The organism is Nostoc sp. (assembly GCF_036917575.1).
Classification (GTDB): Bacteria; Cyanobacteriota; Cyanobacteriia; order Cyanobacteriales; family Nostocaceae; genus Nostoc.
Genome location: NZ_JBALDC010000104.1, coordinates 51,518 through 76,678 on the forward strand (window position 1 = coordinate 51,518; position 25,161 = coordinate 76,678).

24 protein-coding genes and 1 pseudogene are annotated in these 25,161 nt (G+C 41.6%); 17 read left to right on the plus strand and 8 right to left on the minus strand.

The features are described 5' to 3' along the window. Nucleotides 1–46: 46 nt before the first annotated feature. Nucleotides 47–490, minus strand: a complete 444-nt coding sequence (locus V7K79_RS29255) for a VOC family protein (protein WP_335053135.1) — start codon at nt 488–490, stop codon at nt 47–49. 66 nt (nt 491–556) lie between these two features. Next, nucleotides 557–1,066, minus strand: a complete 510-nt coding sequence (locus V7K79_RS29260; RefSeq protein WP_442938986.1) for a TIGR02652 family protein — start codon at nt 1,064–1,066, stop codon at nt 557–559. Between the two features lie 242 nt (nt 1,067–1,308). Here V7K79_RS29260 and V7K79_RS29265 point away from each other — a divergent pair, with 242 nt between their 5' ends. From V7K79_RS29265 to V7K79_RS29275, 3 genes and pseudogenes are all read left to right on the plus strand, one after another. Next, a complete protein-coding gene (locus V7K79_RS29265; RefSeq protein WP_335052982.1) occupies nt 1,309–1,836 on the plus strand; it encodes a gamma carbonic anhydrase family protein in 528 nt (175 codons plus the stop codon). 189 nt (nt 1,837–2,025) lie between these two features. Beyond that, complete coding sequence (locus tag V7K79_RS29270) at nt 2,026–2,151, plus strand: photosystem II protein Y (protein WP_322671746.1); 126 nt, start codon at nt 2,026–2,028, stop codon at nt 2,149–2,151. 164 nt (nt 2,152–2,315) lie between these two features. After that, nucleotides 2,316–3,587, plus strand: a pseudogene (locus V7K79_RS29275) (bifunctional folylpolyglutamate synthase/dihydrofolate synthase); the annotation flags it as partial. A 153-nt stretch (nt 3,588–3,740) separates the two neighbouring features. Here V7K79_RS29275 and V7K79_RS29280 read toward each other — a convergent pair. Next, nucleotides 3,741–5,039: an ABC transporter substrate-binding protein gene (locus tag V7K79_RS29280; RefSeq protein ID WP_335052985.1), complete on the minus strand. Its 1,299-nt coding sequence runs from the start codon at nt 5,037–5,039 to the stop codon at nt 3,741–3,743. 152 nt (nt 5,040–5,191) lie between these two features. On the opposite strand from V7K79_RS29280, the gene pilM reads away from it, so the two are divergent. The 6 genes from pilM to V7K79_RS30100 all read left to right on the plus strand — a co-directional run bounded on the left by pilM (nt 5,192) and on the right by V7K79_RS30100 (nt 10,916). Beyond that, entirely contained in the window at nt 5,192–6,298 is a 1,107-nt protein-coding gene (gene pilM / locus V7K79_RS29285) for a type IV pilus biogenesis protein PilM (protein WP_335052987.1), read from the plus strand. A 4-nt stretch (nt 6,299–6,302) separates the two neighbouring features. After that, entirely contained in the window at nt 6,303–7,079 is a 777-nt protein-coding gene (locus V7K79_RS29290; RefSeq protein WP_335052988.1) for a PilN domain-containing protein, read from the plus strand. Then, entirely contained in the window at nt 7,076–7,840 is a 765-nt protein-coding gene (locus V7K79_RS29295; protein WP_335052990.1) for a pilus assembly protein PilO, read from the plus strand. The genes V7K79_RS29290 and V7K79_RS29295 overlap by 4 nt, the downstream gene beginning before the upstream one ends. A gap of 278 nt (nt 7,841–8,118) precedes the next feature. Beyond that, nucleotides 8,119–10,287 carry an AMIN domain-containing protein gene (locus V7K79_RS29300; protein WP_335052991.1) on the plus strand — a complete coding sequence of 723 codons (2,169 nt, stop codon included), beginning with the start codon at nt 8,119–8,121 and terminating at the stop codon, nt 10,285–10,287. Nucleotides 10,288–10,542: 255 nt separating this feature from the next. Further along, nucleotides 10,543–10,695, plus strand: coding sequence for a hypothetical protein (locus V7K79_RS29305; protein ID WP_335052993.1), 153 nt, complete (start codon nt 10,543–10,545; stop codon nt 10,693–10,695). Next, complete coding sequence (locus tag V7K79_RS30100; RefSeq protein WP_442938985.1) at nt 10,692–10,916, plus strand: hypothetical protein; 225 nt, start codon at nt 10,692–10,694, stop codon at nt 10,914–10,916. Before V7K79_RS29305 ends, V7K79_RS30100 begins: the two co-directional genes overlap by 4 nt. 61 nt (nt 10,917–10,977) lie before the next feature. Here the strand turns inward: V7K79_RS30100 and V7K79_RS29315 are convergent, their stop codons facing one another. Next, nucleotides 10,978–11,598: a Uma2 family endonuclease gene (locus V7K79_RS29315; protein WP_335052995.1), complete on the minus strand. Its 621-nt coding sequence runs from the start codon at nt 11,596–11,598 to the stop codon at nt 10,978–10,980. 111 nt (nt 11,599–11,709) lie between these two features. Between V7K79_RS29315 and V7K79_RS29320 the strand changes: the two genes are divergently transcribed. The 4 genes from V7K79_RS29320 (at nt 11,710) to V7K79_RS29335 (ending at nt 16,032) form a co-directional block, all read left to right on the plus strand. Beyond that, nucleotides 11,710–12,351: a Uma2 family endonuclease gene (locus V7K79_RS29320; protein ID WP_335052997.1), complete on the plus strand. Its 642-nt coding sequence runs from the start codon at nt 11,710–11,712 to the stop codon at nt 12,349–12,351. Between the two features lie 799 nt (nt 12,352–13,150). Continuing rightward, nucleotides 13,151–13,435, plus strand: a complete 285-nt coding sequence (locus V7K79_RS29325) for an HU family DNA-binding protein (RefSeq protein ID WP_010998076.1) — start codon at nt 13,151–13,153, stop codon at nt 13,433–13,435. Between the two features lie 26 nt (nt 13,436–13,461). After that, entirely contained in the window at nt 13,462–14,499 is a 1,038-nt protein-coding gene (gene cobD / locus V7K79_RS29330) for a threonine-phosphate decarboxylase CobD (protein ID WP_335052999.1), read from the plus strand. A gap of 81 nt (nt 14,500–14,580) precedes the next feature. Further along, entirely contained in the window at nt 14,581–16,032 is a 1,452-nt protein-coding gene (locus V7K79_RS29335) for a dihydrolipoyl dehydrogenase family protein (protein WP_335053001.1), read from the plus strand. Between the two features lie 409 nt (nt 16,033–16,441). Here V7K79_RS29335 and V7K79_RS29340 read toward each other — a convergent pair whose 3' ends face one another. Together V7K79_RS29340 and V7K79_RS29345 are read right to left on the minus strand one after the other, a co-directional pair. After that, nucleotides 16,442–17,149, minus strand: coding sequence for a diacylglycerol/polyprenol kinase family protein (locus V7K79_RS29340; RefSeq protein ID WP_335053003.1), 708 nt, complete (start codon nt 17,147–17,149; stop codon nt 16,442–16,444). A gap of 84 nt (nt 17,150–17,233) precedes the next feature. Further along, a complete protein-coding gene (locus V7K79_RS29345) occupies nt 17,234–19,003 on the minus strand; it encodes a DUF3685 domain-containing protein (RefSeq protein ID WP_335053005.1) in 1,770 nt (589 codons plus the stop codon). A gap of 388 nt (nt 19,004–19,391) precedes the next feature. Here V7K79_RS29345 and V7K79_RS29350 point away from each other — a divergent pair, with 388 nt between their 5' ends. Then, nucleotides 19,392–19,658 (plus strand): hypothetical protein, encoded by a 267-nt coding sequence (locus tag V7K79_RS29350; protein WP_335053007.1) that lies wholly within the window; start codon nt 19,392–19,394, stop codon nt 19,656–19,658. A gap of 48 nt (nt 19,659–19,706) precedes the next feature. After that, nucleotides 19,707–20,024 carry a hypothetical protein gene (locus tag V7K79_RS29355; protein ID WP_335053008.1) on the plus strand — a complete coding sequence of 106 codons (318 nt, stop codon included), beginning with the start codon at nt 19,707–19,709 and terminating at the stop codon, nt 20,022–20,024. A 140-nt stretch (nt 20,025–20,164) separates the two neighbouring features. Here V7K79_RS29355 and V7K79_RS29360 read toward each other — a convergent pair whose 3' ends face one another. Next, nucleotides 20,165–20,611: a Fur family transcriptional regulator gene (locus tag V7K79_RS29360; RefSeq protein ID WP_335053009.1), complete on the minus strand. Its 447-nt coding sequence runs from the start codon at nt 20,609–20,611 to the stop codon at nt 20,165–20,167. Between the two features lie 733 nt (nt 20,612–21,344). Next, on the minus strand, nt 21,345–22,691 hold the full coding sequence (locus V7K79_RS29365; protein WP_335053011.1) for a glutamate-cysteine ligase family protein: 1,347 nt from the start codon (nt 22,689–22,691) through the stop codon (nt 21,345–21,347). A 423-nt stretch (nt 22,692–23,114) separates the two neighbouring features. Between V7K79_RS29365 and V7K79_RS29370 the strand changes: the two genes are divergently transcribed. Both V7K79_RS29370 and V7K79_RS29375 read left to right on the plus strand, forming a co-directional pair. Further along, complete coding sequence (locus V7K79_RS29370; protein WP_335053137.1) at nt 23,115–23,585, plus strand: CRR6 family NdhI maturation factor; 471 nt, start codon at nt 23,115–23,117, stop codon at nt 23,583–23,585. Nucleotides 23,586–24,022: 437 nt separating this feature from the next. Continuing rightward, nucleotides 24,023–24,751, plus strand: coding sequence for a class I SAM-dependent methyltransferase (locus tag V7K79_RS29375; RefSeq protein WP_335053013.1), 729 nt, complete (start codon nt 24,023–24,025; stop codon nt 24,749–24,751). The last annotated feature ends 410 nt before the right edge of the window (nt 24,752–25,161 follow it).

Here is a 25,161-nt window from a genome sequence, read left to right on the forward strand (position 1 = left end):
TACAGAAAAACAATATATTAGCAACAAAGGTAATAAGAAAGCTAAATTATGGGAGTTTTGCTAAAACCCGAATGAATTCCAGAGGTAAGCCATCGGTATCAGCGATGAAAGCCACTTCGTAAATGCGATCGCCTATTTGCTGTTGCGTCGGTTCTAAAAGTACCTTCAACGGTTCTAATCCTTCGGTTTGACTCTCAGCAGCCAGTAATACACGTTCTTGCAAACTTGTCAACCAGTTAGGTAAATCTGGTGTAATCTCAGTTAAATCGAACGAGAGATGATAGTAGCCCACATAATGTTCGTCAGCAAACGCATCTGAGGCTGGTTTTGGTTCGGGAATTTGGATCAGTTCAATTCTGCCGCCCAATCCTTCCATCCAGCAAGCTAGGGTGTAGCCTGTGGTAAAGCGTTCTGAGATTGTAAACCCTAAATGTTCGTAGAAAGCGATCGCTCGATGAATATTCGCAGTCCGAATAGAAGCGTGGTGCATAATTTGTCCTTTGTCAGTTGTCATTGGTCATTTGTCAAACGACCAATGACCAATGACTAATGACGATTATTCAAATAACCTGAAATAAGGGTAGCGTACAGGGACACCAGGCTCTTTTTCCAAGTCAAAATTAATTACTTCCCAACAGGCATCATCTGAGGTATCGGGGCTAAACTCCACGGGTAAACCGTACAAACGCGCAGCAGCAGCTTCTGGTTGTCCAGAACGCCAAGGCGTGCTGCGTTCTAAATAGCCACTCATTAATTCCTGATAGCGTCGAGCAATAATCACTCGTGTTGCTCGAAAGCCTTGGGTATAGAGCTTATCTAATGCTTCGTGAATTTCAAAGCGAATACCATCAGGATGAGTATGTTGTCTATACCATTCATTATTCCACCTTTGCCAATGACGCCCCGATTGCAAATGGATTAACTCTCCATTTTTAGGATTAGCTTCAAACGCGCCATGACGAGAACACAAATAGGTATCTGTTAGTGTCAGCGCCGGAATAGTCTGGCGACAATGGGGACACTGTATTTCCGGCCCAAACATCGGGTACTGCAAACCTGGATTCATCATGAAGTGCGTACAAACATAGTTTTGTCTTCACCAGCACTGGTGGGTTGGATTATACACTTCGGCTCAACCACTTTGGGTTACTTGCTCACTGCTGCATAGACACGGTGTTGCAGCAGGAACATTGTTCACTAGTGTTTTCCTCAGCGTAGAGGCTTGACGCTGTGATATCCTGGTTGTGCAACCAGCCTCAAAGGTTGGAGTTTCTCCAGTGTTCCTGGGTACCATATTCATATTCTATCGTGTCTACCGCTTCTTACTGGACATCTCCTGATTTTTCTCAAGCTGCCTTCATTGCGGACAATGCTATTGTTATCGGTTCGGTAAATATAGCAGCAGGAGTGAGCATTTGGTATGGAGCAGTGGTTAGGGCAGATGTAGAACAAATTGAAATTGGCGAATGCACAAATATTCAGGATGGTGCAATTTTACATGGTGATGCTGGTTTTCCAACAATTTTAGAAGATCATGTTACCGTAGGGCATCGCGCTGTAATACATTCTGCTTACATTGAGCGTGGAAGTTTGATTGGCATTGGCGCAGTGATTTTAGATGGAGTACGAGTGGGTACTGGTAGCATTATTGGTGCTGGCGCAGTGGTAACTAAAAATGTACCGCCTTTTTCTCTAGTTGTCGGTATTCCTGGTAAAGTGTTACGCCAAGTAACAGACGTTGAAGCCGCAGAACTGATTGAACACGCCAAACGTTACCAAAAGTTAGCTTTAGTTCATGCTGGTAAAGGTACTGATATTGGTTTTAGCAAGGCTTAGGGAGTAGGGAGATGGGGAAGCAGAGGAGCAGAGGAGCAGAGGAGCAGGGGGGAAATGCCCAATACCCAATACCCCATAATTTAAACATTCTTTACATATCTAGTTGGAAAAGTTGCCCACTTCGGCTAAAAATAAAAATGAGAGCAGTTGACAAAACTTTAATTTCTAATTAAAAGAGAGGTTCTAGATATGGATATCGATTTCCGTATAGCAATCGTTTTAGCACCAGTAGTCATTGCCGCTAGTTGGGCAGTGTTTAATATTGGCGCTGCGGCTTTAAGACAATTTCAAGGCTTTTTTGATCGGGAAGCCTAAATTAGGCTCAATATCATCATTGTTTAACCGACTGTTTTTATTTACGGGAACAGTCGGTTTTATTCATATAGATTAATGGGGTATGGGCATTGGGCAATAGTTCTTCTTTGCCCTACTTCCTCTGCTCCCCTATTCCCTACTCCCCCACTCCCTACTCCCATTTCTTGGATATCGATTCTGTAATACAACCACTGCAACGCTTTGGCGTCCATCTGGGACTTGATCGCATTGTCAATTTATTGGCAAATCTTGGCAATCCTCATCACCAAGTTCCGGTAATTCATGTTGCTGGCACTAATGGCAAAGGTTCAGTCTGTGCCTATCTTTCCTCAGTACTCACTGAGGCTGGTTATCGTACAGGACGTTACACTTCCCCCCATTTAGTTGATTGGACAGAACGTATTTGTCTGAATGAACAGCCAATTTCCTCAGAAGAATTGAGTCAATTATTAGAAAAAGTTCAAGCGGCTATTCGTCCTGATGAGGAATCGCCAACTCAGTTTGAAGTAATTACGGCTGCCGCTTGGTTATATTTTGCCCAGCAAAAAGTTGATGTGGCTGTGGTAGAAGTCGGACTAGGAGGGCGCTTAGATGCTACTAATGTCTGTTTAGAACCTCTGGTTACGATTGTCACTTCTATTAGCCGGGAACATTGGCAGCAACTTGGCCCTACCCTTGCTGACATTGCTAGAGAAAAAGCAGGTATTTTAAAATCTGGATGTCCCGTTGTGGTTGGGCCATTACCACCAGAGGCAGACAAAGTGGTGCGATCGCGTGCCTTAGAATTACAATGCCCGATTTTTACACCTCAACCCGCCCGTCAAATCGCTACAGGATGGGCAGAATATCAAAATATTCAAAATTCAAAGTTAATTAAATACCCTTTGCCATTAGCGGGACAGATTCAGTTAACTAATTCCGCTTTGGCAATAGCAGCTTTAGAAATTCTTCAACAACAGGGTTGGCAGATTTCAGAAGAAGCCATAATCAACGGCATGGCTAAAACTAAATGGCCGGGGCGGATGCAATGGACTACTTGGAAAAACCATAAATTATTACTTGATGGCGCTCATAATACCGCCGCCGCCCAAGTTCTCCGCCAATATGTTGATAGCTTAGACGCAGTTAATCCAAAACCCGTAAATTGGGTTATAGGAATGTTTGCCGATAAGGATCATACTGATATTTTTACCGCCTTACTGCGGCCAGGCGATCGCCTTTATCTAGTACCAATACCAGTAGAACCTTGGCCCGGTAGAACTTCTGCTGATTTAGATTACTTATCAAATCTAGCTTATAGCCTCTGTCCCGAATTAAGCGATCGCCAAATCCATCCAGATTTATTCACAGCATTAGCAGCCGCAACTTTAACCGCTACCACAGAAGATTTAATCGTTTTGTGTGGTTCCCTTTATTTAGTAGGCGATTTTTTACAAATAGAGAATAGAGCATTAAATTTCTTCCCCAGTCCCCAGTCCCCAGTCCCCAGTCCCCAGTCCCCAGTCCCCAGTCCCCAGTCCCCAGTCCCCAGTCCCCAGTCCCCAGTCCCCAGTCCCCAATCCCCAGTCCCCAGTCCCCAGTCCCCAAATTTACCTTTGATTCCACTCTTGCGCCGCATCCTCTACAGCTTTATCTACAGTCTTCTCGCCTAACATTGCTGCTTGCAAGTTTTCGTAAACAGCCTTTTGCAGTTTGTTGAAATCTTTTAAGGTAGGGGTTAATATTTCAGCCTTTAGCAGTTCTTGAGCGCTCATAACTCGCGCTTTTTCTATTGTTGAAGCATTAGCTGGAACATCTTTAAAGTAACTATCAGATAATGCTTTGACTGTAGAAGGTAGAACATTTGCAGCTTTGGCAAAGGCCAACTGATTTTCGTCATTGGTGACAAATAAAGCAAATTTCACAGCGCCGTCTGGTTGTTTGCTATCGCGGGGAATAACTATGTTCATTACCGCAACGTTTTTCTTACCTGTGTCACCAGTAAGTTGAGGTGCTATTTCAGAAGCTTGAGCGATTTTTGGGGCATTATTAGCGATCGTTTTCAGGAACTCTGGCCCAGAAGCGAGAAACGCCGTCTCTCCAGATTGGTATAAATCGATCGCGTGGCGATGTCCTTGAGTCAAAACTTCTTTAGGAAGCAAACCTTTTTTATACAAGTCTACCCAATATTGAAACGCGGCTTTCCCTTGTGCTGAATTAAACGCTGCTTTACCTTCAGCATCTATAAGAGTGACTCCCATTTGCACGAAAGATTCCAACACTTCACCAGAATCTTGCGGTACGAAAGTTACAAAAAAGGCATATTTCCCTGTCTTGTCTTTAATTTGTTGCGCTGCTTGTGTCAATTCTGCGTAGGTTGCAGGGACTTTGTTGATACCTGCCTGTTTTAATAAATCAGTGTTATAAATGGTTAGCCGTGTGGTGAGATACCAGGGAATCCCAAAACTCTTGCCATTAAGCGTGCTTGCTTTCCAGATATTCGGCAGATAGGAGGAACGTACATCATTTGGGACTTTTGCATCTAAATCTAACCAGGCATTTCGTCCGGCAAGTTGGGAAGCAAAACCCGGATTTAAGTTAACTACATCAGGTGGCGTTTTTGCGGAGACAGCTGTTAATATTTTGTTCTCCATTGCTGCCCAAGGTACATCAACCCAGTTAATTTTTATACCGGGATTTTGTGATTCAAAATTTGCAATTAGGCTTTTGAAGTAGTCGGTAAATTGAGGTTGGAGTTGCATTGTCCAAAACTCAACAGTTCCCGCTCCTGAAGTAGCTTGTTTTGTACTTGTATTAACATTACCTGTGCTGCAACTTACAACCCAACTGGTTATTAAGCCAAGCAGTACCAAGGCAACAAGTTGTTTAAATTTTCGCAATTGAATCATTTTCCCAGTATTTTTACGCTTGATCGGTGTGAAAAGCTTAGACAGAATTGTTGAGATTGTAGGCTAAATAAATTACCCGTAAAGACGTAATGTATAACGCCTTTACTGCAACAAATTTAAATTTTCAATTTAGCAGTCCAGCGGGCACAACTGTGGTAAAAAGCTTCAATAGTCTGTTTGGCAAATCGAAAAAAGGAGTAGGTATTGAGCTTGCTCCCGAACGGGTAAATGTAGTTCAGCTACGCAAGCAGGGTCAAGGCTTGAAATTAGAAACCTATACATCGGTAGCAGTTCCAGAAGGGATAGTTATCGATGGTCAAATCCACGACCCTCCAGCAATGGCGCAATTAATCCAGCAGGCGCTAACTGAGAGCAAAATCAAAACTTCTCGTGTTGCTACTGGTGTCCCAGGACGAGATTCTATCGTTCGGATTATACCAGTGCCAGCAGAGTTAGATGATAAAGAACTGCGAGAAATGGTGCTGAACCATGAAGCAGGTTTGTATTTACCCTATCCTCGTGAAGAGGCTGATGTAGATTATCAGAAACTTGGGTACTTTGTAGATGAAGATGGCATTGAAAAAGTACACGTACTCCTAGTTGCTACCCGTAAGGAGATAACGGATACCTATATAAGTACATTCGAGCAGGCAGGATTACAAATTGATGTTTTAGAAATTAACAGTTTTGCTCTGATTCGGACTATTCGTGAACAACTGCGACAATTTGGGCCGCAAGAAGCAGCAGTACTAGTTGATATCGAGTTCGATAGTACAGAAATCGCCATCATCGTTAACGGAGTACCGCAATTTTCGCGCACAGTCCCCATCGGGACTTATCAGATGCAAACTGCCTTAGCAAGGACAATGAGCTTGCCTACATCACGAGATATGGAACTGTTACACGGAATGGTTATTCCTGCAACTCCCATAGACGGCGGCAAAACTGGTGTTACCGAACTCGATCCTGGTATGGCTGCCATATTAAGAGTCTTGGGAGAATTAACGGATGAATTGCGCCGTTCCATCGATTTTTACCTGAATCAAAGTGAAAATTTGGAGGTAGCGCAGATTTTATTAGCTGGGCCAGGAGGTGGACTTCAACAGTTAGATGAATTTTTTACTCAACGATTGAGCTTGCCAACTACCCAAATAGATCCAATTGGGTCTTTATCTTTGGAAGTGGACACCGATAAATATCCACAGGTACAACGCTCTGGCTTGGCGATTGTACTCGGTCTAGGAATGCGGGAGGTGTAACAAAATGTACAGCCTAGATGTTAACTTTCTTAAAGACCGCCCAGCATACCAGAACAAGCCAGAGAGGAAGGGAGGAATATCCCTAAAGTTTCCTACGGGAGATTTAACACTACTGTATGTGGGAGTTGCAGTAGGTGTAGGTCTTCCAGCTTTATTAGGAGTTGCTTGGTGGTTGCTGCAAGGGAAGATTGTTGAATTAGATGGTCAGATTGCACAATTAGATCAAGAAAGCAAGAGGTTAGATACAGAAATAGGAAATATTAACAATATTAAAGCCGAGACAAACGCAATTAAAGGGGAAACCCAAGCTTTAGTAACTGTATTTGACCAAATTCGACCTTGGTCAGCAATGCTGCAAGATTTGCGCGATCGCATCCCAACGGCAGTGCAAATCGAGAGCATCAAGCAAATCCCACCTGTAGCAGTAGCGGCAGGTGAGCCACCGAATAATCCCGCAGGGGGATTAGAAATTAACGGATTGGCTCGTTCTTTTAATGATGTCAATGATTTTTTATTGAGTTTACAACAGTCTCAGTTTTTGAAGTCCACAGAAACCAGAATTCTGACAGCAACATTAGTAGATGCTCCCTTAACACCAAGTGCGAGTCAATCTTCTAATAATGTAATAATTAAGCCACCTCAAATAGTTAAATACACTATTCAATCGACCATGAACAGCGTTCCAGCGTCGGAATTAATTAGAGAGTTGGAAAAAAAAGGCACAGTGGGGTTAGTAACTCGAATTCGTAATATGCAACAAACAGGAGTCATTTCAAAATGACGCTGAGTGATGATTTAAATTTTGGCGAACAAGGTGGAGAATTTGACCAGGCAACGCCAGCCGCACGTGTGGTATTTGGTATTGCTCTCACACCAAAAATTATTGGGATCTTGGTCGGGGTAATTGGTTTAGCGGGAGCAGGTTATATATTATTAAACTTGTTGATGCCAGCTTGGGAAAGCTATCAGCAGCAGCAAGCCAAAAGCTCTGAACTGCAAGGGCAAATTGAGCAAAAAAAAGCCAATATCAAACAGATTGATCAAGTAAAAGACGAATTAGCACAGGCAAAGCAGCAAAAAGTTCAAGTTTTAAGTTTATTTGCTAACGAAAAAACCTCTGATACATTGCTATTAGATTTGAACCGCTTAATTGAATCTGGCAATACTGCAACTTCTATTAACGCAGTAAGAGGCAAACTGAACAAATATGTGCCAATCTCCCAAAAACCAGAACCGATTACTGATGGAAGTCTAGGACTAGAGGTTAACGGTAAGCTGCAACGCAGTACTATCAACGCTGAGATTACAGCAACTTATGAACAAACACAATCGATAATTCGTAACATTGAGCGGTTACAGCCTTTGTTAATAGTTAAAGATTTTCAAGCAACTTTGGCTCCAGCAGAGACAAGATCCCCATTAGATAAAACGCCGATGCAGGTAGGCCCCGCAGCGATTAATACATCATTCCAGTTACAGGTATTGATGCCACTTAGTCCAGAAGAAATAGCCGCAGCAGCTAAAGCTGCCCCGAAAAAGTAGTCCAATTACAGCTAGGACGAATAGAATTCGCGGCTATACAAGCGTAGACAAACCCTTCGTGCAGACTAGGAAATAATTGAGGGTTTTGAAATTCACGTTCGCCTTTGGCGTTCCCGTAGGGTAAGTGGGTAAAGTCTCGTGTAGTCAAGCCAGCGCTGTTTTTTCTAAAAAGGAGAGACTAACCCCAATGGGATTTCCCCATAAGCAATTGGCGTGTGGTTTCTAACCGTCTACTCAAAATGTATGTAAACAAGGTTTTATAAGGTGAGGAATGAACTGTGAAACAACTTCACGGTAATAGTTTTATATTAGGTACTGCCGCTTTTGTATTTCTGTCAGCTCAACCAGTTTGGGCACAAATGAGCGAAGTTACTGGTGTGCAATTAAATCCAGCTAATGGTGGAGTTAGTGTTGTTTTGAAAACTTCTTCAGGGTCGCGCCCGCAAGTTTTCACTACAAAAAGAGGCAAGGCTTTAGTCGCGGATATTATTAATACTCAATTACGATTACCACAAGGTAATAGTTTTCGTCAAGATAGCCCAGCACCAGGAATTGCGTCTGTTGAGGTTAATCAGCTTGATGCTAATAGCATCCGAGTGACGGTAACTGGTAGCAACAACATACCTAGCAGTCAACCGGTGGTGCGATCGCCAAATGGAATTACACTCAGCTTTAGCCCTGCAACAGGCACTACAGCATCAGCACCAACTCCAACAGCCCCAATATCCACAGCTCCACCTGTTACTACTCCAGTCCAACCTGGTCAAAATCCAGGTGTTCTCGTTCCTAACCCGGAAATCACGATTGACGGAAAACCTGCACAAGCTGCTGGCCCCGGTCAACCTGTAAGTCAGGCTCCACCTTTCTTACCGAGAGCCATCGCTCCACCAGTGGGAGATATTGCTATTTCTGCTACCGATGCTTCTCCTAGCACTGTTGACTTAGCAACTCAGGAACGTGTACCTCGTCTAGTACTACGAGATGCCCCAGTGCGTGAGGTTTTGTCATTACTTGCTCGTGCTGCTGGTTTGAACTTGGCTTACGTAGGAGGTGAGCAAGGTGGTGGAGGTAAGCCAGGTGCCGGTGCCAATGCACCAGCAGTTTCTCAAACTATTTCTTTAGATATAGAAAATGAACCAGTGCAAGATGTGTTTAACTACGTTTTGCGCCTGAGTGGTTTAGAAGCTAACCGCAGTGGTCGTACAGTTTTTGTCGGGGCTAGATTACCTAATGCTACGCGTGATATGGTTGTACGTAGTATGCGACTCAATCAGGTAACGGTGGGAACCGCTCTGAATTTTTTGGTTGGCTTAGGAGCAGAAAGTGCCGTCAGCCGCGAACGACAAGTTACTAGTGTTAGTGCTATAGCCGTAGGTACTACGGCTGCTCCCATCACCCAAACTCAGACGACCACTGAAACCCAAGTTCAACCTCTACGCGTTGACTTTCAAGACTCTAGTCCATTACTAAGAGGTTTACAGGCATTAGGAGACGAGCGCACCAATTCTGTGACCTTAATTGGCCCTCCTAGACTGATTGAGATTGCAATGGCTCAACTAACTCAGCTTGATATCCGCCGTCGTCAAGTGGTAGTCAATGTCAAGATTATTGATGTCAACCTCTCGAACATTCAGGACTACAACACTAGCTTTTCTTTTGGGGTTGGTAACAATTACTTTAGCAATGATGGTGGTGTAGCAACTCTAAATTTTGGCGGTGCTAGAACACCTACTAATACTGAAGTAAGAAGTAGTGTTACTAGTACACCAACGATTCTAGATCCAAGAGCTGCTTTGACTCCTGCATACAGGTTTACCAAATCTCTTCTCGCTAGCTTGCAGGCTCAGGTTACAAATGGCAATGCCAAGATTTTGACAGACCCAACTTTAATTGTGCAAGAAGGTCAACAGGCTCTGGTGAATCTTACTCAAGAAGTAGTAGGAAATATAACCCTCCAAACTACAGATACTTCTGGTGGTTCTAGGACAGAAAGAACAATTGAGAAACAAAAAGTGGGCTTAACCTTGAACGTCAAAATTGAGCGGATTGACGATAATGGGTTCGTTTCTCTATCGGTTGCTCCTACTGTCAGCGCTCCTTCCGCCTCACAAGATACAGGAAATGGACAAATTATTTTAGTGTCTGAGCGCTCCCTTACTTCTGGCTTAATTCGCTTACGAGATGGTCAGACACTAGTCCTGAGTGGTATAATTCAAGACCAAGACCGGACATCTGTCACCAAAATTCCTATCTTAGGCGATCTTCCACTGATTGGTTCGCTATTTAGAAGTACAAACAGACAGAACCAGCGTCAAGAGGTGATTGTGTTACTCACACCTCAGATTATGGATGATTCTGAGAACTCCTCCTACGGCTATAACTATACCCCCAGCCCAGAAGTACGACAAATTCTTGAGCGTCGTGGGTTGAAGGTTCCTGGTAGGTAATAAAGATGATAAGCAGGTAAGTCACCTCTGGAAAAGGCTCAGATTCCCGACTTTTTTAAGAAGTCGGGGATTTTATTGCTCACGAGTAGGATTAAGTTTAAATGTCATTCTAGAAGAATAAAAATACCCAATCACAATAGAACTAACAGTAGTGGGTAAATACTAATGAGTTCAGAACAAGAGTTATTAACAAAGTGGCGTTCTCTTCCACAAGAAAAATAAGAAGAAGTTTTAGATTTTATTGAATTTTTTAGTTTGAAAAACTCTGCAAATAAAATTCAATTAGGCGAACGTTTGCAGCAAATTAGCACTAATATTGTTGCTTCTGGTAAACATTCATTAGATGAAGATGAAATCGAAAAAGAAATTGCCAGTCGCAGAGGTGGGCTACAGAGTAGAGAAGAATGAAAATAACTTATATTGATTCAGGGGTATTAATCAGCGCAACAGATGGTGTTGGTATAATTGCCGAGAAAGCCCTTGAAATTGGTTGCTTAATCAATCGAAAAAAACAGGAAGTAGAACTTTATCGTCCAGTACAAGACGTGGAAGTTTTAAAATCTCCTCAAACTATTTCCAGGGAAAATATTTTATCTGGTTTTGTACTTGATCTACAACGAATTTGGTAAAATGTTCAGTGTAAATACTTTCATTTTTCACATACTTATAAAACAGCAAGTGGAGTTGTGGCTACGTTGGTAGACCTCCAGCTTGAAAAATCTGTTCGGCGATTAAATTCAATTCTGGGAAAGTAGGCGAGACGATGCGATTACTGCCTCTAAATTGAGTGACTTGGTATTCACCATCGATTAATTGATAAATAGATATAGTAGGCTGTTTGGGGTTGCCAGTGAACTTTTTAGCGCCTAGACCAAGATAATCTACAACCCAGTATTCAGGAATTCCAATACCCTCATACTTACCCTGTTTTGTGTAGTAGTCATCATCCCAGTTGGTACTAACAACCTCAACTACTAAAGGAATTGATGCAGCAAGACTTACAGTTGATTCTTTTTTCCATAGCGGCTCATTTATCAAATTAGAGCGATTGAGTAATAGCACATCTGGGGAATAGCCAGATTCTGAATTAGTTGGTTTAATGAGCGCGGTTTTGGGGATTGTATAAGGTAGAGCATTGCGAACGTATTCAATAGCAATTTTTTCAACCAAAAACCCGACAATATCCTCATGGTCTCCTGCTGGTTGTGCCATTTCAACAATCACTCCATCATGTAATTCATATCTTCCACCTTCGGGTCGCCAAGCTGCAAAATCTTCAAAGGTTACTAGTTTTGGTATGGCTTGAGTCATAATCTATCACCCCTAGTATTTGTTTCGATCATATCGCTTTCTTCCATTCAGCCTTAACAGTAATATTAAGGGGTACAGTACTCGAAAAAGTTTGTTGCGGAGAACTTAACTATGGTGGCAATAACAACATCCGCAGAAAATAGGGTTTTACTCCACAACATCAGCTGGCAAACTTTTAAAATCATGCTGGCTGAAATGGGTTCAGAACGTAATTCCCGATTTGCTTATGACAATGGAACGATAGAAATTATCACCCCACAGATCCCGCACGAGAACTCAAATCGCTTAATAGAGGTTTTTGTTGGGGTATTGTGCGAAGAGTTGGGCTGGGAAATTAAACGCGCTGGTTCATTAACTTTAACGCGGGATGATTTGCAACGGGGAGCCGAGCCAGATAGTAGCTACTACATCCAAAATGAAGCATTAGTTCGAGATAAAGAAAATATTGACCTCGCCACCGACCCGCCCCCTGACCTGGTGCTGGAAGTGGAATATTCCAGGTCTGCAATAGACAAGCTGAGACTTTATGCTGCGATGAGAGTCCCAGAATTTTGGCGTTATAACGGCAGTGTGTTGCGAGTCTACACACTTGCAGGTGGGCAATATTCAGAAGTCGAAACCAGCCCTACTTTTGCGCCTGTGGCAGTGAAGGAGATTCCTCGGTTTATCCAAGAAGCGAAGAACAATGGGGAAATTGCTACTACCCGTGCTTTTCGGGTTTGGGTGCAACAGAAAGTTTCTGCTAGGGATTAACTCATTCCAGCATTTTTCTTATCAAGGACTTGCAAAAAATAAATAATCTCAAAGTACATGGAGACAGCTAGGGGTGCAAGGCTTTGCGCCCCTACGAGCGGATGTTTTTTAACTAGAGGTTCCTAAGGGTTTGTTGAGTGCCTGCGTTCATCATACTCCTACAGAAAAGCAAACTACGCCAAACAGCACTAGAAGAAGTTGTCATAGCGATCGCTACCACAAATGTTAAGAAAGATGTGACTAATGGATAACCTTGTAGAGAGAAGCTTTAATTTTTATCCTTTCCCTAATAAAGAAGCTTGTTATGAAGTTGAATTTCGGATTGAATTTTCCATATCAGATGAAAAGTGATCAAAATCGCCGACTTTTTAGAGAAATCAGGAATCTGAGCCTTCAATTTCCATAAAAATTGGTTAATTTCAGCAATAACTCTTCAACATCGGTAATGAATGCCAACAAATATTGACTATTTCCCACCTCCCCACTTTCCTGTTTTCTTGGCAATTGCGGGATTTATTAGGTATTTTTTCCTACTTTTGGGGTGGTTTTTAGGCAAACAACTACCCTAAAATTACAAAAAATCCTGAAATCTATATAAATTAATGGTTTCATCTATCCACATCAGGCTACAACACCTTAGAATGATTCATTGAAAAGTCGAGCCGATGGGATGTACAGCCGTTTTGAGAAAAAATACTCCCAAAGGATGATTTTTGTATTTCCGCGAGTCAAGATTTCAGTACAAATGTATTAATGTGCGTCCGTACTGAAATCTCAAGTAAACCTTCAGGAGTTTGACATGAACAAAGGTGAATTAGTTGATGCCGTAGCTGAAAAGGCTAGTGTTACCAAGAAACAAGCGGATGCAGTCTTAACTGCCGCTTTGGAAACGATTATTGAAGCGGTTTCCTCTGGTGATAAGGTGACATTGGTGGGATTTGGCTCATTTGAATCACGGGAACGTAAAGCCCGTGAAGGTCGCAATCCGAAAACAAATGAAAAGATGGAAATTCCAGCGACGAGGGTTCCTGCTTTCTCCGCAGGAAAACTGTTTAGAGAAAAGGTAGCACCCCCAAAAGCATAGGTTCTGTCTTCGGGAACTTTTTTTTAATGCGGCAACCTGCACACGGGGGAAATTTAGCCTGGGCAGCAGCACTGGCTGGCTGTCCCCCTGATGCTATTCTGGATTTTTCTGCTAGTATCAGCCCGTTGGGGCCTCCAAATAGCGCGATCGCTGCTATTAAGTCCCAAATTGGTAATCTTAAGCACTATCCAGACCCAAATTATAGTGAACTGAGACTAGCTCTCAGTCACTTCCATCAATTGCCGTCTGAGTGGATTCTGCCGGGTAACGGCTCCGCAGAATTACTCACTTTAATCGGTAGGGAATTAGCTCAATTAGCCGCGACAATTTTAATCACTCCAGCCTTTGGCGACTACTACCGAACCTTGGCAGCGTACAACGCTAAAGTGCTGGAGTGTCCTTTGTCATTGGTCATTCAAAAAGGACAAAGGACAAAGGACAAAGGACTATTGCTGAATAATCCCCACAACCCAACTGGAAAGCTATTTTCACGGGACTCTATTTTGCCCTACCTGGAGCAATTTGCTTTGGTTGTGGTGGATGAAGCATTTATGGATTTTGTGCCGCCTAATGAGGAACAAAGCCTGATTCCGGTGGTGCAGGAATATCCAAATTTAGTAGTGTTGCGATCGCTAACCAAATTTTACAGTCTCCCAGGACTGCGATTGGGATATGCGATCGCACACCCTGACTGCCTAGCTAAATGGCAGCTATGGCGCGATCCTTGGCCCGTAAACACGCTAGCTGTGGCGGCGGCAATTGCGGCACTCCAAGATACGGAGTTTCAGCAGCAAACCTGGGCATGGCTACCACCTGCACGAAACCAACTGTTTCAGGGTTTAGCTAAAATCCCAGGATTGCAACCCCAAGCAAGTGCTGCTAACTTTTTACTGGTTGAGTCCCAAGAATCTACTTCCCAGTTACAGCAACAATTACTCAACTATCACCAGATTTTAATTCGTGATTGCCTTAGCTTTAAAGAACTAGGCGATCGCTTTTTCCGGGTTGCTGTACGTGAAGAGTCTGATAACCAACGCTTACTAGCAGCGCTAAAAGAGAGTTAGGAGTTATAAGTTAAAGAAGGGTTTTAATTCTTAGTTCCTAACTCTTAATTCCTAAATCTTAATTCCTAAATCTTAATTCACGTGACCGTTGACTACGATGTTGTAATTATTGGCGGCAGTCTTGCTGGATACTACGCTGCCCTTGCTGCAACCCAACTACGTGCTACAGTTGCCCTGGTACAACCCAAAGTAGGCTACGGGTATACTCATCACCATGTTCTTACCGAAATTGGTAAACTAACGCAGAAGTTGAAGGATGCCGCTAGTTTTGGTATTCATACCATACATACAGATACCTCAGAAGAATGCCACATATCTATGGCATGGCAAGAAGCGATGCTGTATGCTCAATACGTCGCCTCAAATCTACAAGAACAGCATTCTCCAGCCATCTTAGCCGCGCGGGGAGTCGATATTATCGTTGGCAGTGGTCAATTTCAATCTTCACCCCAATTGGCTTTTACCATTAACAATCGCTTACTACGCGCCCGTACTTATTTGCTGGCCAGTGGTTCGCTTCCAGAAATTCCTGAGATTGAAGGATTGCAAGCCACTGGTTATCTAACCCTTTCTAATATTTGGCAATCCTTACAGGGAGGGACATTACCCAAAAATTGGCTAATTATCGGTGGAATTCCTCAAAGCATTGAAATCGCTCAAACTTTAGCCAGGTTTGGTTGCAGTGTGACGCTGGTGGTCAAGCATCAATATATTCTTCCATATCTAGACCCGGAGATAGCTATGTTGCTTCAGGCACAGTTGGAAGTCGAAGGTGTACGCGTCCTCACCAAAAAACCAGTAACTCAGGTGAGGCTAATTGAGAATAAAAAGTGGATTCAAGCAGGAGATAAGGCCATTGAAACTGATGAAATTTTAGTAGCGACTGGACAACAGCCGAATCTTGAATCTTTAAATCTGGCAGCAGTAAGTGTGAAATGGCATCAGCGTAGCTTAGTTGTGAACGATAAGCTGCAAACTACTAACCACCGTATTTATGCTTGTGGTGATGTAATTGGTGGTTACGACTTTGGCAATATTGCTAATTATGAAGCAAAAATTGCGCTAAACAATGCACTCTTTTTCCCCAGGTTACGAGTAAATTATCGCGCCATTCCTTGGGCGATATTTTCTGTACCGATGCTGGCGCAAGTGGGTTTGACAGAGGCACAGGCAAAACGCCTATTTAGCCAAGATAAAATTTTAGTTTTGCGACAATATTTTAAAACAGTGGTAGCAAGCCAACTTCGGAACGAAACCACTGGGATGTGTAAAGTAATTGTGCTAGACAACGGCGAAATTTTGGGAGCTTCGATATTGGGAGCAGAAGCTGGCGAATTAATTAATTTGATTGCCTTAGCAATATCACAAAAAATTAAAGTCAAACATCTAGCAAATTTATCTCCTGCCTATCCCAGTTTCTCAGAAATTCTGGAACGAACTGCAAGAGAGTGGAGTAAGCAAAAGTTAAATACCAACATTCCTTTGCAAGAGTTTTTAGAAGGCTTCTTCCATTTCTGCCGCAATTGGAATTAGCATTTACGCCCGGAGTTTTCACTATAATAACTTAAAGAAGGTGCTAATCTTATTGAAGATAAACATCAAGTTATAAAATTTATTCTTACTGTATTTCCATGTAGTAAAAATCATATAGTTATCTCAATCAGGAAGTGTGTGTTTTCAATCACAGACATATTGTGTCTCTTAACACTGCCAACTTCAAAATAGTAGTATAAAGAAGCAGTACTCCAAAGTTAGGTGTTAAAAATTAGGGGTATAAATCACCGATTTAATATTGCAATACCGATAGCGCAGCGTTAGTGAGCTGTCGAGCGTTACAGCCCGCCGCAGACATCGCAGTGAAATAGCTGTTTTTATTGAGAATCTACATTATGAATAGCTGAAATTTTAGTCGTAGACTGGGAACGAGGTAATTGGGAGTGCTTTAAAAACCCCGCATGAAAATCCAAACTACTCCTGCCGCTGTTAGAGGTACGCTGAGGTTATCTGTGCCGTGGGGTGAAATTGCCTCTGCTAGGGTTGCGAAAGTAGCAGTTACCACCGCCGTCAACAATGCCCATCTTAAACTTAAAGGTGTTGCGAAGGGACTCAGCAACGAACCAGGTAGCAGTAACAGCACCAAGAAAATCACTACTGTACTCGTGATAAACATTGCTGCTGAACCTTCCCAGGAACGTACAGAACTTCCCACTTGATATTTATGCTGCCCAAAACGTCTACCAATTAATGCTGCTAGTGCATCACCCCAAGTCATCGCCATTATCCCTGCTACCGCAATTGGAGCGCTATCTACTGGCCCCTCTGGTCGCCACAGTAGCCCGAACAGCAGTGTCACTGAGATAGCGAAATAAACTGTACCGGGTGAGCTATCTTGGGTATCCATTGCGCCAATGATTCGGTAGCGGTAGAACAGGTAGTTCAGTCCGATAAAGGTGGCAAAAGGTATAATTCCGATTTCCCAGTTTCTAAACAGTAGCAGGACGCCGAAAACCCACATTCCTGCACCAATATGGATTACTTTGCGAGTCAAATCTGGCTTTACAGCAAACAGCTTACGCAATCCCTCACCAATCACAAGCAGACTGGTAGCGTAAACATAAGAAATTGCTAGCCCGATAAAATCATTTGTCATTTGTCATTTGTTATTTGTCATTTGTCATTTGTCATTTGTCATTGGAGAAAGACTTATAGAAAGCTGCTCCTCTGCTGCGTTGGTTCACTTAGGTCGATCGCTATTTCGTCTAAAGTTCTTTTCTACTGACGAAACGCTACCGATACCTTGAAGAATACCACGACCGATTAAACCTAAACCCCGACCAACTATTTGGGTAAGGATAAAAACTATACCGCTACCGACAAAAGCTACTAGCGATTTTAGACGCGGTGCGATCGCATCACTAAATTCTAGGAGCAATGTTACTACTAAAGGAATATTAGAAAGTTTTATTAATTCTTGATTTCGAGGTGCATAAACTGAAGTATTGGCAATACCACGAGGTACAATTACAAATAGTTCATAGCGACTTTCAAAAACTGCTTTTGGCTCGTTTATATAATTTTTCAATCTATATTTCCACGATAAATCATTTCTAAATTGTTCAATTTCTCTTGTGGAAATTAATTGGCGCCTATAAAATTTCTGCTTAATCTCTTCTACATCTGCTAAATAATTTAACAGTGGTTGCACTACTCCATTTGCTACCTGAATCAACAAGTTCTCTAAAATCGCTAATGCTTGCGACTTTGATTCAGCGCTCACTACTGGATATGAAGTATTATCAATATTCAATTCTGTTTGAAATAAGAGATAAGAATAAAATTCACAAACTAGCGGAATTCTTTGAAGAATGTCTCTTTGCACAACCTCTATATTTTGTAACAATAAGTTAATAATTTCTATGTTTTGATTAACTATTTTTATTCGAGAAAACTTTCCAAAAAAATCTATAATTGTTACTTGCCATAAATCACATAATAAGGTAGTTTTTAGTTCATTTAATTGATTAATTTCTATTTGAGAAGTGCGCAGTTCATCCAACTGTTCAGCTAATTTTTTTAGAATCAGATAAAGTAATTCCCGTTTTTTATCTTCACGAAGGATATCAATTTCTAAAGGTATATTTGTAACATTTTTTAAAGGAAATTGAAGCTTAGTAACACAAGATGTAAACAAGGCAGATTGTAGGGTTCCCGGACTAAGTAAAGGTGATACGATTTGCCTTTGCTGAATGGTACTGCTTAATGAAGGAGTTAAAGGCGGCTGATTAGAAACTAGAATCTGTTCCTCTTGCCTTTCTTGTAATGAAACCAACAACCGATTTAGCAACCAACGAGCCGCTAGCAGTTCTCGCCGCTGTCCAGCTAGAATCGCTCGGTCTAGTACTGGTAGTCCAGGAACTTGTAATTGTGTTGTTACTGCGGCTAAAGTAGCATCAATATTAGTGATTCCTGACAAACGTAAATTATTTCGCAGTTTAGAGAAAGGGAGTGAGATGTGGGGAGAAACGCGATTAATTGCTTCTGTACTGGGGGAATTAGGAGTTATTATTGCTTGCGTGTCCTGGAACCAATAGGAACCACCATCTGCAACTTCTTGCATGGCGGCGACTAACTCAGTTAGTGGTGTACCTTTCGAGCAGTAGCCATTTACACCAATAGATTTCGCAGCTAATAGCAGTCCTTGTTCTTGAACAGAACTGAGGAGCAAAATTGGTAAGTTGGGATATAAGGCTCTGATTTGCCGACAGAATTGTAAACCTAATTGTTGACTAGTGATGGAGCGACCATTACCAAATTCCAAAACTACTAAATTTACCTGATTATGGTCTTTTTCAGCAATTTCTGCTATAATCTGCAAGGCAATGGTGTAAGTTTCTACAACTGCGATCGCTTCTAGGTTAGGAATTGCTTCTAAGGCTACCTGTAATCCCAGACGAAAAATCGGATCTTGGTCGATTAACAATAATTTTAGAGGGCGATCGCTCATAATCCACTCAATTAGATCAGCACTGTTTTTTACCAATTAGAAAACAGCTTTGATACAAAACTTTGTCTTCCCCATTGTCACCTGTTTTCGCAAACAGATAAATCGATCATAATTGCCTTATGCAGCCTTCACTGTGTAATTAAATGAACCTGAGTATTCGGCACTGGTTAGCAGAACGTTATATCGCAATCAATTAAATCAAAGGCTTTTCTGAGGGGCAATTAGCAGGTATTGCCTACCATATTGTTCAGGATATGGAAGTCAAAAGCCTGATGCCTTTAGATATCTGTACCTTGGTAGAGGTTTTAGAACTGCCTTTGAATATTGTTTGGGAAGAAATCAGAGTCAATGGTTGTTGGGTTATCCGCTAAGTGGTAGGAGCAAAACAATGCTACTGCGTTCGGGTACGGCTCATATCCACCGGACTCCAGAAGCGATGGCTAATTTACTAGCCGGTTATCATCCCCAAAATTTACTTGAGCAGATGCAAGCGATCGCTCTCAAAATTTTACACTTGCAACGTCATCAAATTAATCTAGCTGGTGAATTTAATACTTTACCAGCCTTTTATAGCAGGAGGCAGGGGGCAGAAGGCAGGAGGCAGAAGGTAAAACTATTGCTAACTCTCTTCTTTCACCCCATCCTTATGTCCTAACCTATATGACTACGGCTATATTTCAAAATTTGGGATGTAGAAAGCTCAGTGAAAAGTAGTTTAATTGAGTTTTCGCATCTCAAGTTAGGCGAATCTCTTTGTGCAGATGCGATTGCTGCTCAACTTCAACTTCTGACTCAGTACCAAGATGAAGCTTATGGTACGTCTACTTTTGTACTTGATTCTCTCAGTAGCGTAGCCCAGAATATTTACAATTTACTAGTTTACGGAATACTTAGCCAAGAAATTGAAGAACTAGCGATCGGACTAATTGAAAGCTGTGAAGGCGCAATTTTGCCAGTAGATTTAGATGATGATGATGCCGATGATGAGACAGTTTTTGGCAATAATTCGATTGGGCAATAGGGCATTGGGCATTGGGCATTGGGCATTGAGAAGAGACAAGGTAGATAAGGAAGAGGGGGAAGATAAAGGAGAGACTTGTTCAATAATTCCCTCTTGTCACCTTATCACCTTGTCCCCCCTGCTCCCCTACTCCCCAATCCCTAACCCTCCTGCGGATTGCGGTAGCCAAAAAAGTTAATACTGTACTCAGTAATCCGCACTCCTGTTTCTTCTTCAATTTTGCGGATCAAATCTTCTGGTAGTTCCACGTGAACATCAAGAATTTGATTTGTATCCACACAGTTTATATGACTGTGAGAGTCACTAATATTGCCGTACAAACGCCCATCACAGCGTTCAATACACTCAATGATGCCTTGACTGGATAACGCTTCTAAATTTTGATAAACAGAAGTATGACCGATCTCTTTACCTTCGTGGTTCAAGCGATCATAAATCTCTCTTGCAGCAAGATGTTCATTTGCTTGCCAAAGTAATTCCAGAATAAAACGACGCTGACGACTGACGCGCATACCCAAGATTTGACAGCGCTCAAGTGCATCTTCTAAGGAACGAATTGGTTTTGTAGAAATTGTTTGATTTTGCATATTACAGCTTATTAACTGTTGGAGGGATTTTCCGATCTAAATGTTTATTGGTTATTTAATATATGCAATGATATTGCACACCGCTGTTTTACCTGCACTTATGTTTTGGCTTTTGATGCTGCGGAAGTGACAGGTGGCGATAATAATTTTTTTGCTTCTTGACGGCTACTTTGTCAGACCTTAATCTAAAACAAACTCATTACAACTTTAACTTAAAATTGCTGTAAATGTCCACCTTGGGGCAGGCGTTGCCTTTTCCAAGTGGGATAATTCTAATGACATACCATGTTAATCGTGTAGTAATTTTTTAGTTAAGTGCAAGTATTTATCGTAATTAAAAAGTAACATTTAAGTGTAGCAAAATCCAGTGTACGTGAGTGGCGATGGACAGCAACTCATATCAAGACTAGGAACTAGATGTATATTTGTTATAACCAGTGAAAACTAAGCAAAAGTATCAAATAAGTTTGAGAAGGTTAGACTTGTGTATAAACCTTGTATAGGTCAGCAAAAAAGTTTCATACCAATTCGCTATAAAGATGCATTAATATCTATTAAACGAACTGCCCTTTGTCTCCCCTCCTTGTAAGCGGGGAGGGGAGACAAAGGAGTGGGGTGCAATGACTGTGGGAATCACAACTAATTATGCGGACATGATATAAGAGGTAGTTGCCAACGGCAACTACCTCTTACCCCCTCAAGTATTTATGAAAAATTTTGCACTCTGTTTCGATTAATACTGCTGTAGTAACAATCCTTCATCAGCATCCAACGCTGCTAGGGGATTTTCTGTATCTATCGATGAAACTTGTGCTTCTAGCTTGTCACAACATTCACGCACTAAACGCAAACCGTCATCTAATGGAAGTTGAGCAGTTGTTGGGGTAAACTCTTGCAATATCCCAGCTTCTATCGTCTGATAGCGATCGAGGTGTTTGCTCACTTTCGCCAGAAAATTTGCTCCTTCGCCACCTGGAGCGCTCGCAAACTGCAAAATTGAATCGACATAAGCCTTAACTTTGGGGTTTTTAACTCCCTCTGTAGCCGAGGTATAGAGCAATTCCCCTGATAGATATTCAAAATCTGGTACATACAGGCGATCGCCAACTAGTTCAAATATCTGCATTTCTTTCGCTGGTCTAACTGTTAATTTCTCACGCCTGACTCGATCAGCCGCCTTCTCAAGCAGTGTAATTACAGCTAATATTACCAGAGGATAGTTACTATCTATACATCTAATTTCCACTGTGCTGAGATTGTTGAGTCTAACTGGATTCCAAGCTGACTTGAGTAAGCTGACTCCTGCTTCTTTGAACAGGTTCGGTTCAATTCCGGCTTTTTCCATCGCTTGCAACCAAGCATAATAACGAGCAAATTGCTGTTCAACTAAACCCTCCACACTCAAGGCATAAGGCATGAGTCCGCCGACTGGCTGTAAATCAGTGTAAACTCCTTCCCAGCCAAAGGTTTCACTACCTCGATAACGAGTTGTGTGCGCGGCTAGTCCGATCGCCTGTCCTTCATAAAAGGGACACGCCCGCGTCAGAGAAATGAGTGCTGAGTCGCAAGCTGTAGCTAAATTATAGATATTTAGTAGTTCTTCTCGGTCTTTTGATGTCGAGTTGTAGGATACTGCAACACTAGGGTCAATTACCCCAGGCGGGACTTCCAAATGCAGGTGTGTACCTGTACATTTGCCGGCGTGTAAAAATTTCTCATAGCCGACAGTCCGCGCTTGGATATGGTAATTAGGCTGATCGCGCATAACTGGCGTAATGTGCAAAGGGTAGCTAGACAGAGGGTAAAGGCGTAAACCCATCTGTTGTGCCACAGAAAGCGCCAATTTGAGATTTTTGAGATAAACTCTTGCTAGTTCTGTACCAGTGTCGGCAGGAGGTGTGTTAATTTCTACCATGCTTTTGACGAACTCTGGCACAAAGTACTTTGGGTTTAAACCTTGTGTTTGCGCCATTAAGTGACAACTTTCCAAAAACTCATCAGCGCGATCGCTCAAATAACCAGTCTCATCTACCAGAAAAAATTCTTGCTCAAGACCAATACGACGCTTTAATACATTCATTTAGACCTCCACGAGAGCATAATATTTTACCTGCTGCCATGACGCATCATGAAGTGTTTCTACCTCTTCTAATTCCCTGTCTATACATCTCAATTCGGATTTTGAAAGCTAAATCTCCTAAACTACCATCTTCCAGAGAACTTATCCCACTATTCTAAAAATGCCTACTTCTTTTATAAAATTACTTCCAGCAATGGCAAAAAGATGAAACATGGCAAGAAATTCATCAGCGGTTACGTTTGTGGGTAAGGGTAAGCCAAAACCGAGAAGCATCCCCAGCCAGGCAATTATGCACGGCCAAAGTGTTGAGACTACCAACTTTGGTTTGTGCAACTAAAGGTCAATCTAGCGTCAATCCCTGAAAGCTGCTACTGTAGATTGTCGATCCTACAGTTGAGCATCAAGAAAGTGGCTGCTGAATCAATGACAATCGCGATCGCACTCAATAATGACTTCATTAACAATCTGGATCTGTCCCCTGCATCAACGGTGATTGAAAAACTGCTGCAAGATGGGGTTGCATCCCACGAACAGCAGCTACGCTTTGATGTCAATTACGATCTCCAACCTGGCGACCCACGGGAACTCTCAGAAATTCCAGAGCTGCGCTTGTGGTTTGTGCGTCTAGATGCCAAATATCCCTGGTTGCCATTTTTACTAGATTGGAAAGCTGGAGAATTTGCTCGTTATGCCGCCATGCTTGTACCACACCAGTTTAGTTCCCAAGAAGGTATTCAGTATAATCCTGAAGCCTTAGAAATATTTTTGATGCATAAAATCTTTACTTTAGGTGACTGGCTTAAACAACAAGATATTCCCAGCCTCTCGCGGCTGAAGTCTATGGCGCAAATTCTAGGTTATGAACTAGATGATGGTTTTTTTGAAATATTTTAAATAGCTAATAGGTGATGGAAGAGTTTTGAGAAAATTTTCTTCGTTTTGGTGGACTGTGTGAAGTTGTTCTTCTTAGATTACAATATCGTTCAGTTAAGCCCTAAATCCTCTGTAGAGAAGCGTTAGCGCATCGACACGAAATATAATTTCGCGCCTCTATTTGCCGAAATCAATACCAAAAACTTAACTAAATTGTATTAATACATAGTATATTTTGCGATATTTAAAACATCCTTTAGGGATGAAATTTTTATCTATCTAAAAAGATATTTTTTAAATTAACTATAGCAAATATGCTGATATAGAAACCTGTTTCTTTTCTGTAAAAGAAATAAGTTACATTTGATACTTTTTACTTAAAGTGCTTTCAGTAGTTTGCAAGATACTGAAAGAGCAATTTTGTAATCAAACAAGCTTGAGAAAATGAGGGTTTTGGAATGAAAAATTTAGTACCTGAGCGTGCAACATCTGAAGAAGAACGTTTCCAAGATGACTATTATTCTTACTTTGAATCCACAGAAAATGTCACTCGATACACACCTACAGGTGGTTTTTTAAGTAACGCTTTTCCAGAGAACTCATTCTCTTTATTAGATTTAGGATGTGGTAATGGGGCTTTAAGCAAATATCTTCCGACTCGATGTGACTATCTAGGAGTCGATCACAGTGAATTAGCTATTGAACAATGTTTAAAACTCTACCCAAATAGAAAGTTTGTTACCAAAGATTTGTCGCTTTTCCTGGCTGAACTTGTTGAAAAGAATCAAAAATTTGATGCAGTTGTGCTAGCGGGTTTATTATTTCACAGCATTAACAAAGAGACCCAAGAAAAAAAAGACGATCAAGAAATTATTCAATTTTGCTTGAATAAAATACTAAACGACAAAGGATATCTCGTTCTCATTGTACCTTTTTGCTACGGCGATCATCCATCTCACAGTTTGTTTGTTCGAGCAGAGTGGCTACAAAAGTCAATAGAAGAAATGCTAGAAATTGCTAATGCAAAAATTGCTCACGAAAATATATCTCTACAAATTGGTTTGGACAAGAGGGTTCGAGAGCAGAAAGCAATTCCTGACTGGTTTGTTTCCGATAGTAATGCTGATTATCCCAGTATATTTGTGGGAACATATATGGCAAGCTGGACATTTATTGCTTGCCTCTAATTAATACCATTCTGGATTTTAGATGTGTAATTTGACCTTGAACTATAGAGATACAAAATTGTCTTTATCTTGCTGGACTAACACATATCGAAGGATTTTGGGTTTAACTGAACTGTGTTGGGCTAGGTGGAAAAGGTTCTTAAACTCAAGTTAGGTGAAGAGATTCCCAATTAAAAAATCCAATTTTTTAGGATGTATTCGTGAGCGGGTAATATCATTTTACTAAATATCTGATACAGATAAATAGGTAGGGGCATACAGATGTATGCCCCTACAGCAAATTAATACGTTGCAAAAATTTTTGGAAATGGCATAACGCACTAGAATAGATCGATTTGTCTAAATAAAAGCTGAAAGCCGTTCCCAACTTGTGATAACGGCTAAGTGAGAAATTATAGAGCTTTTTATTT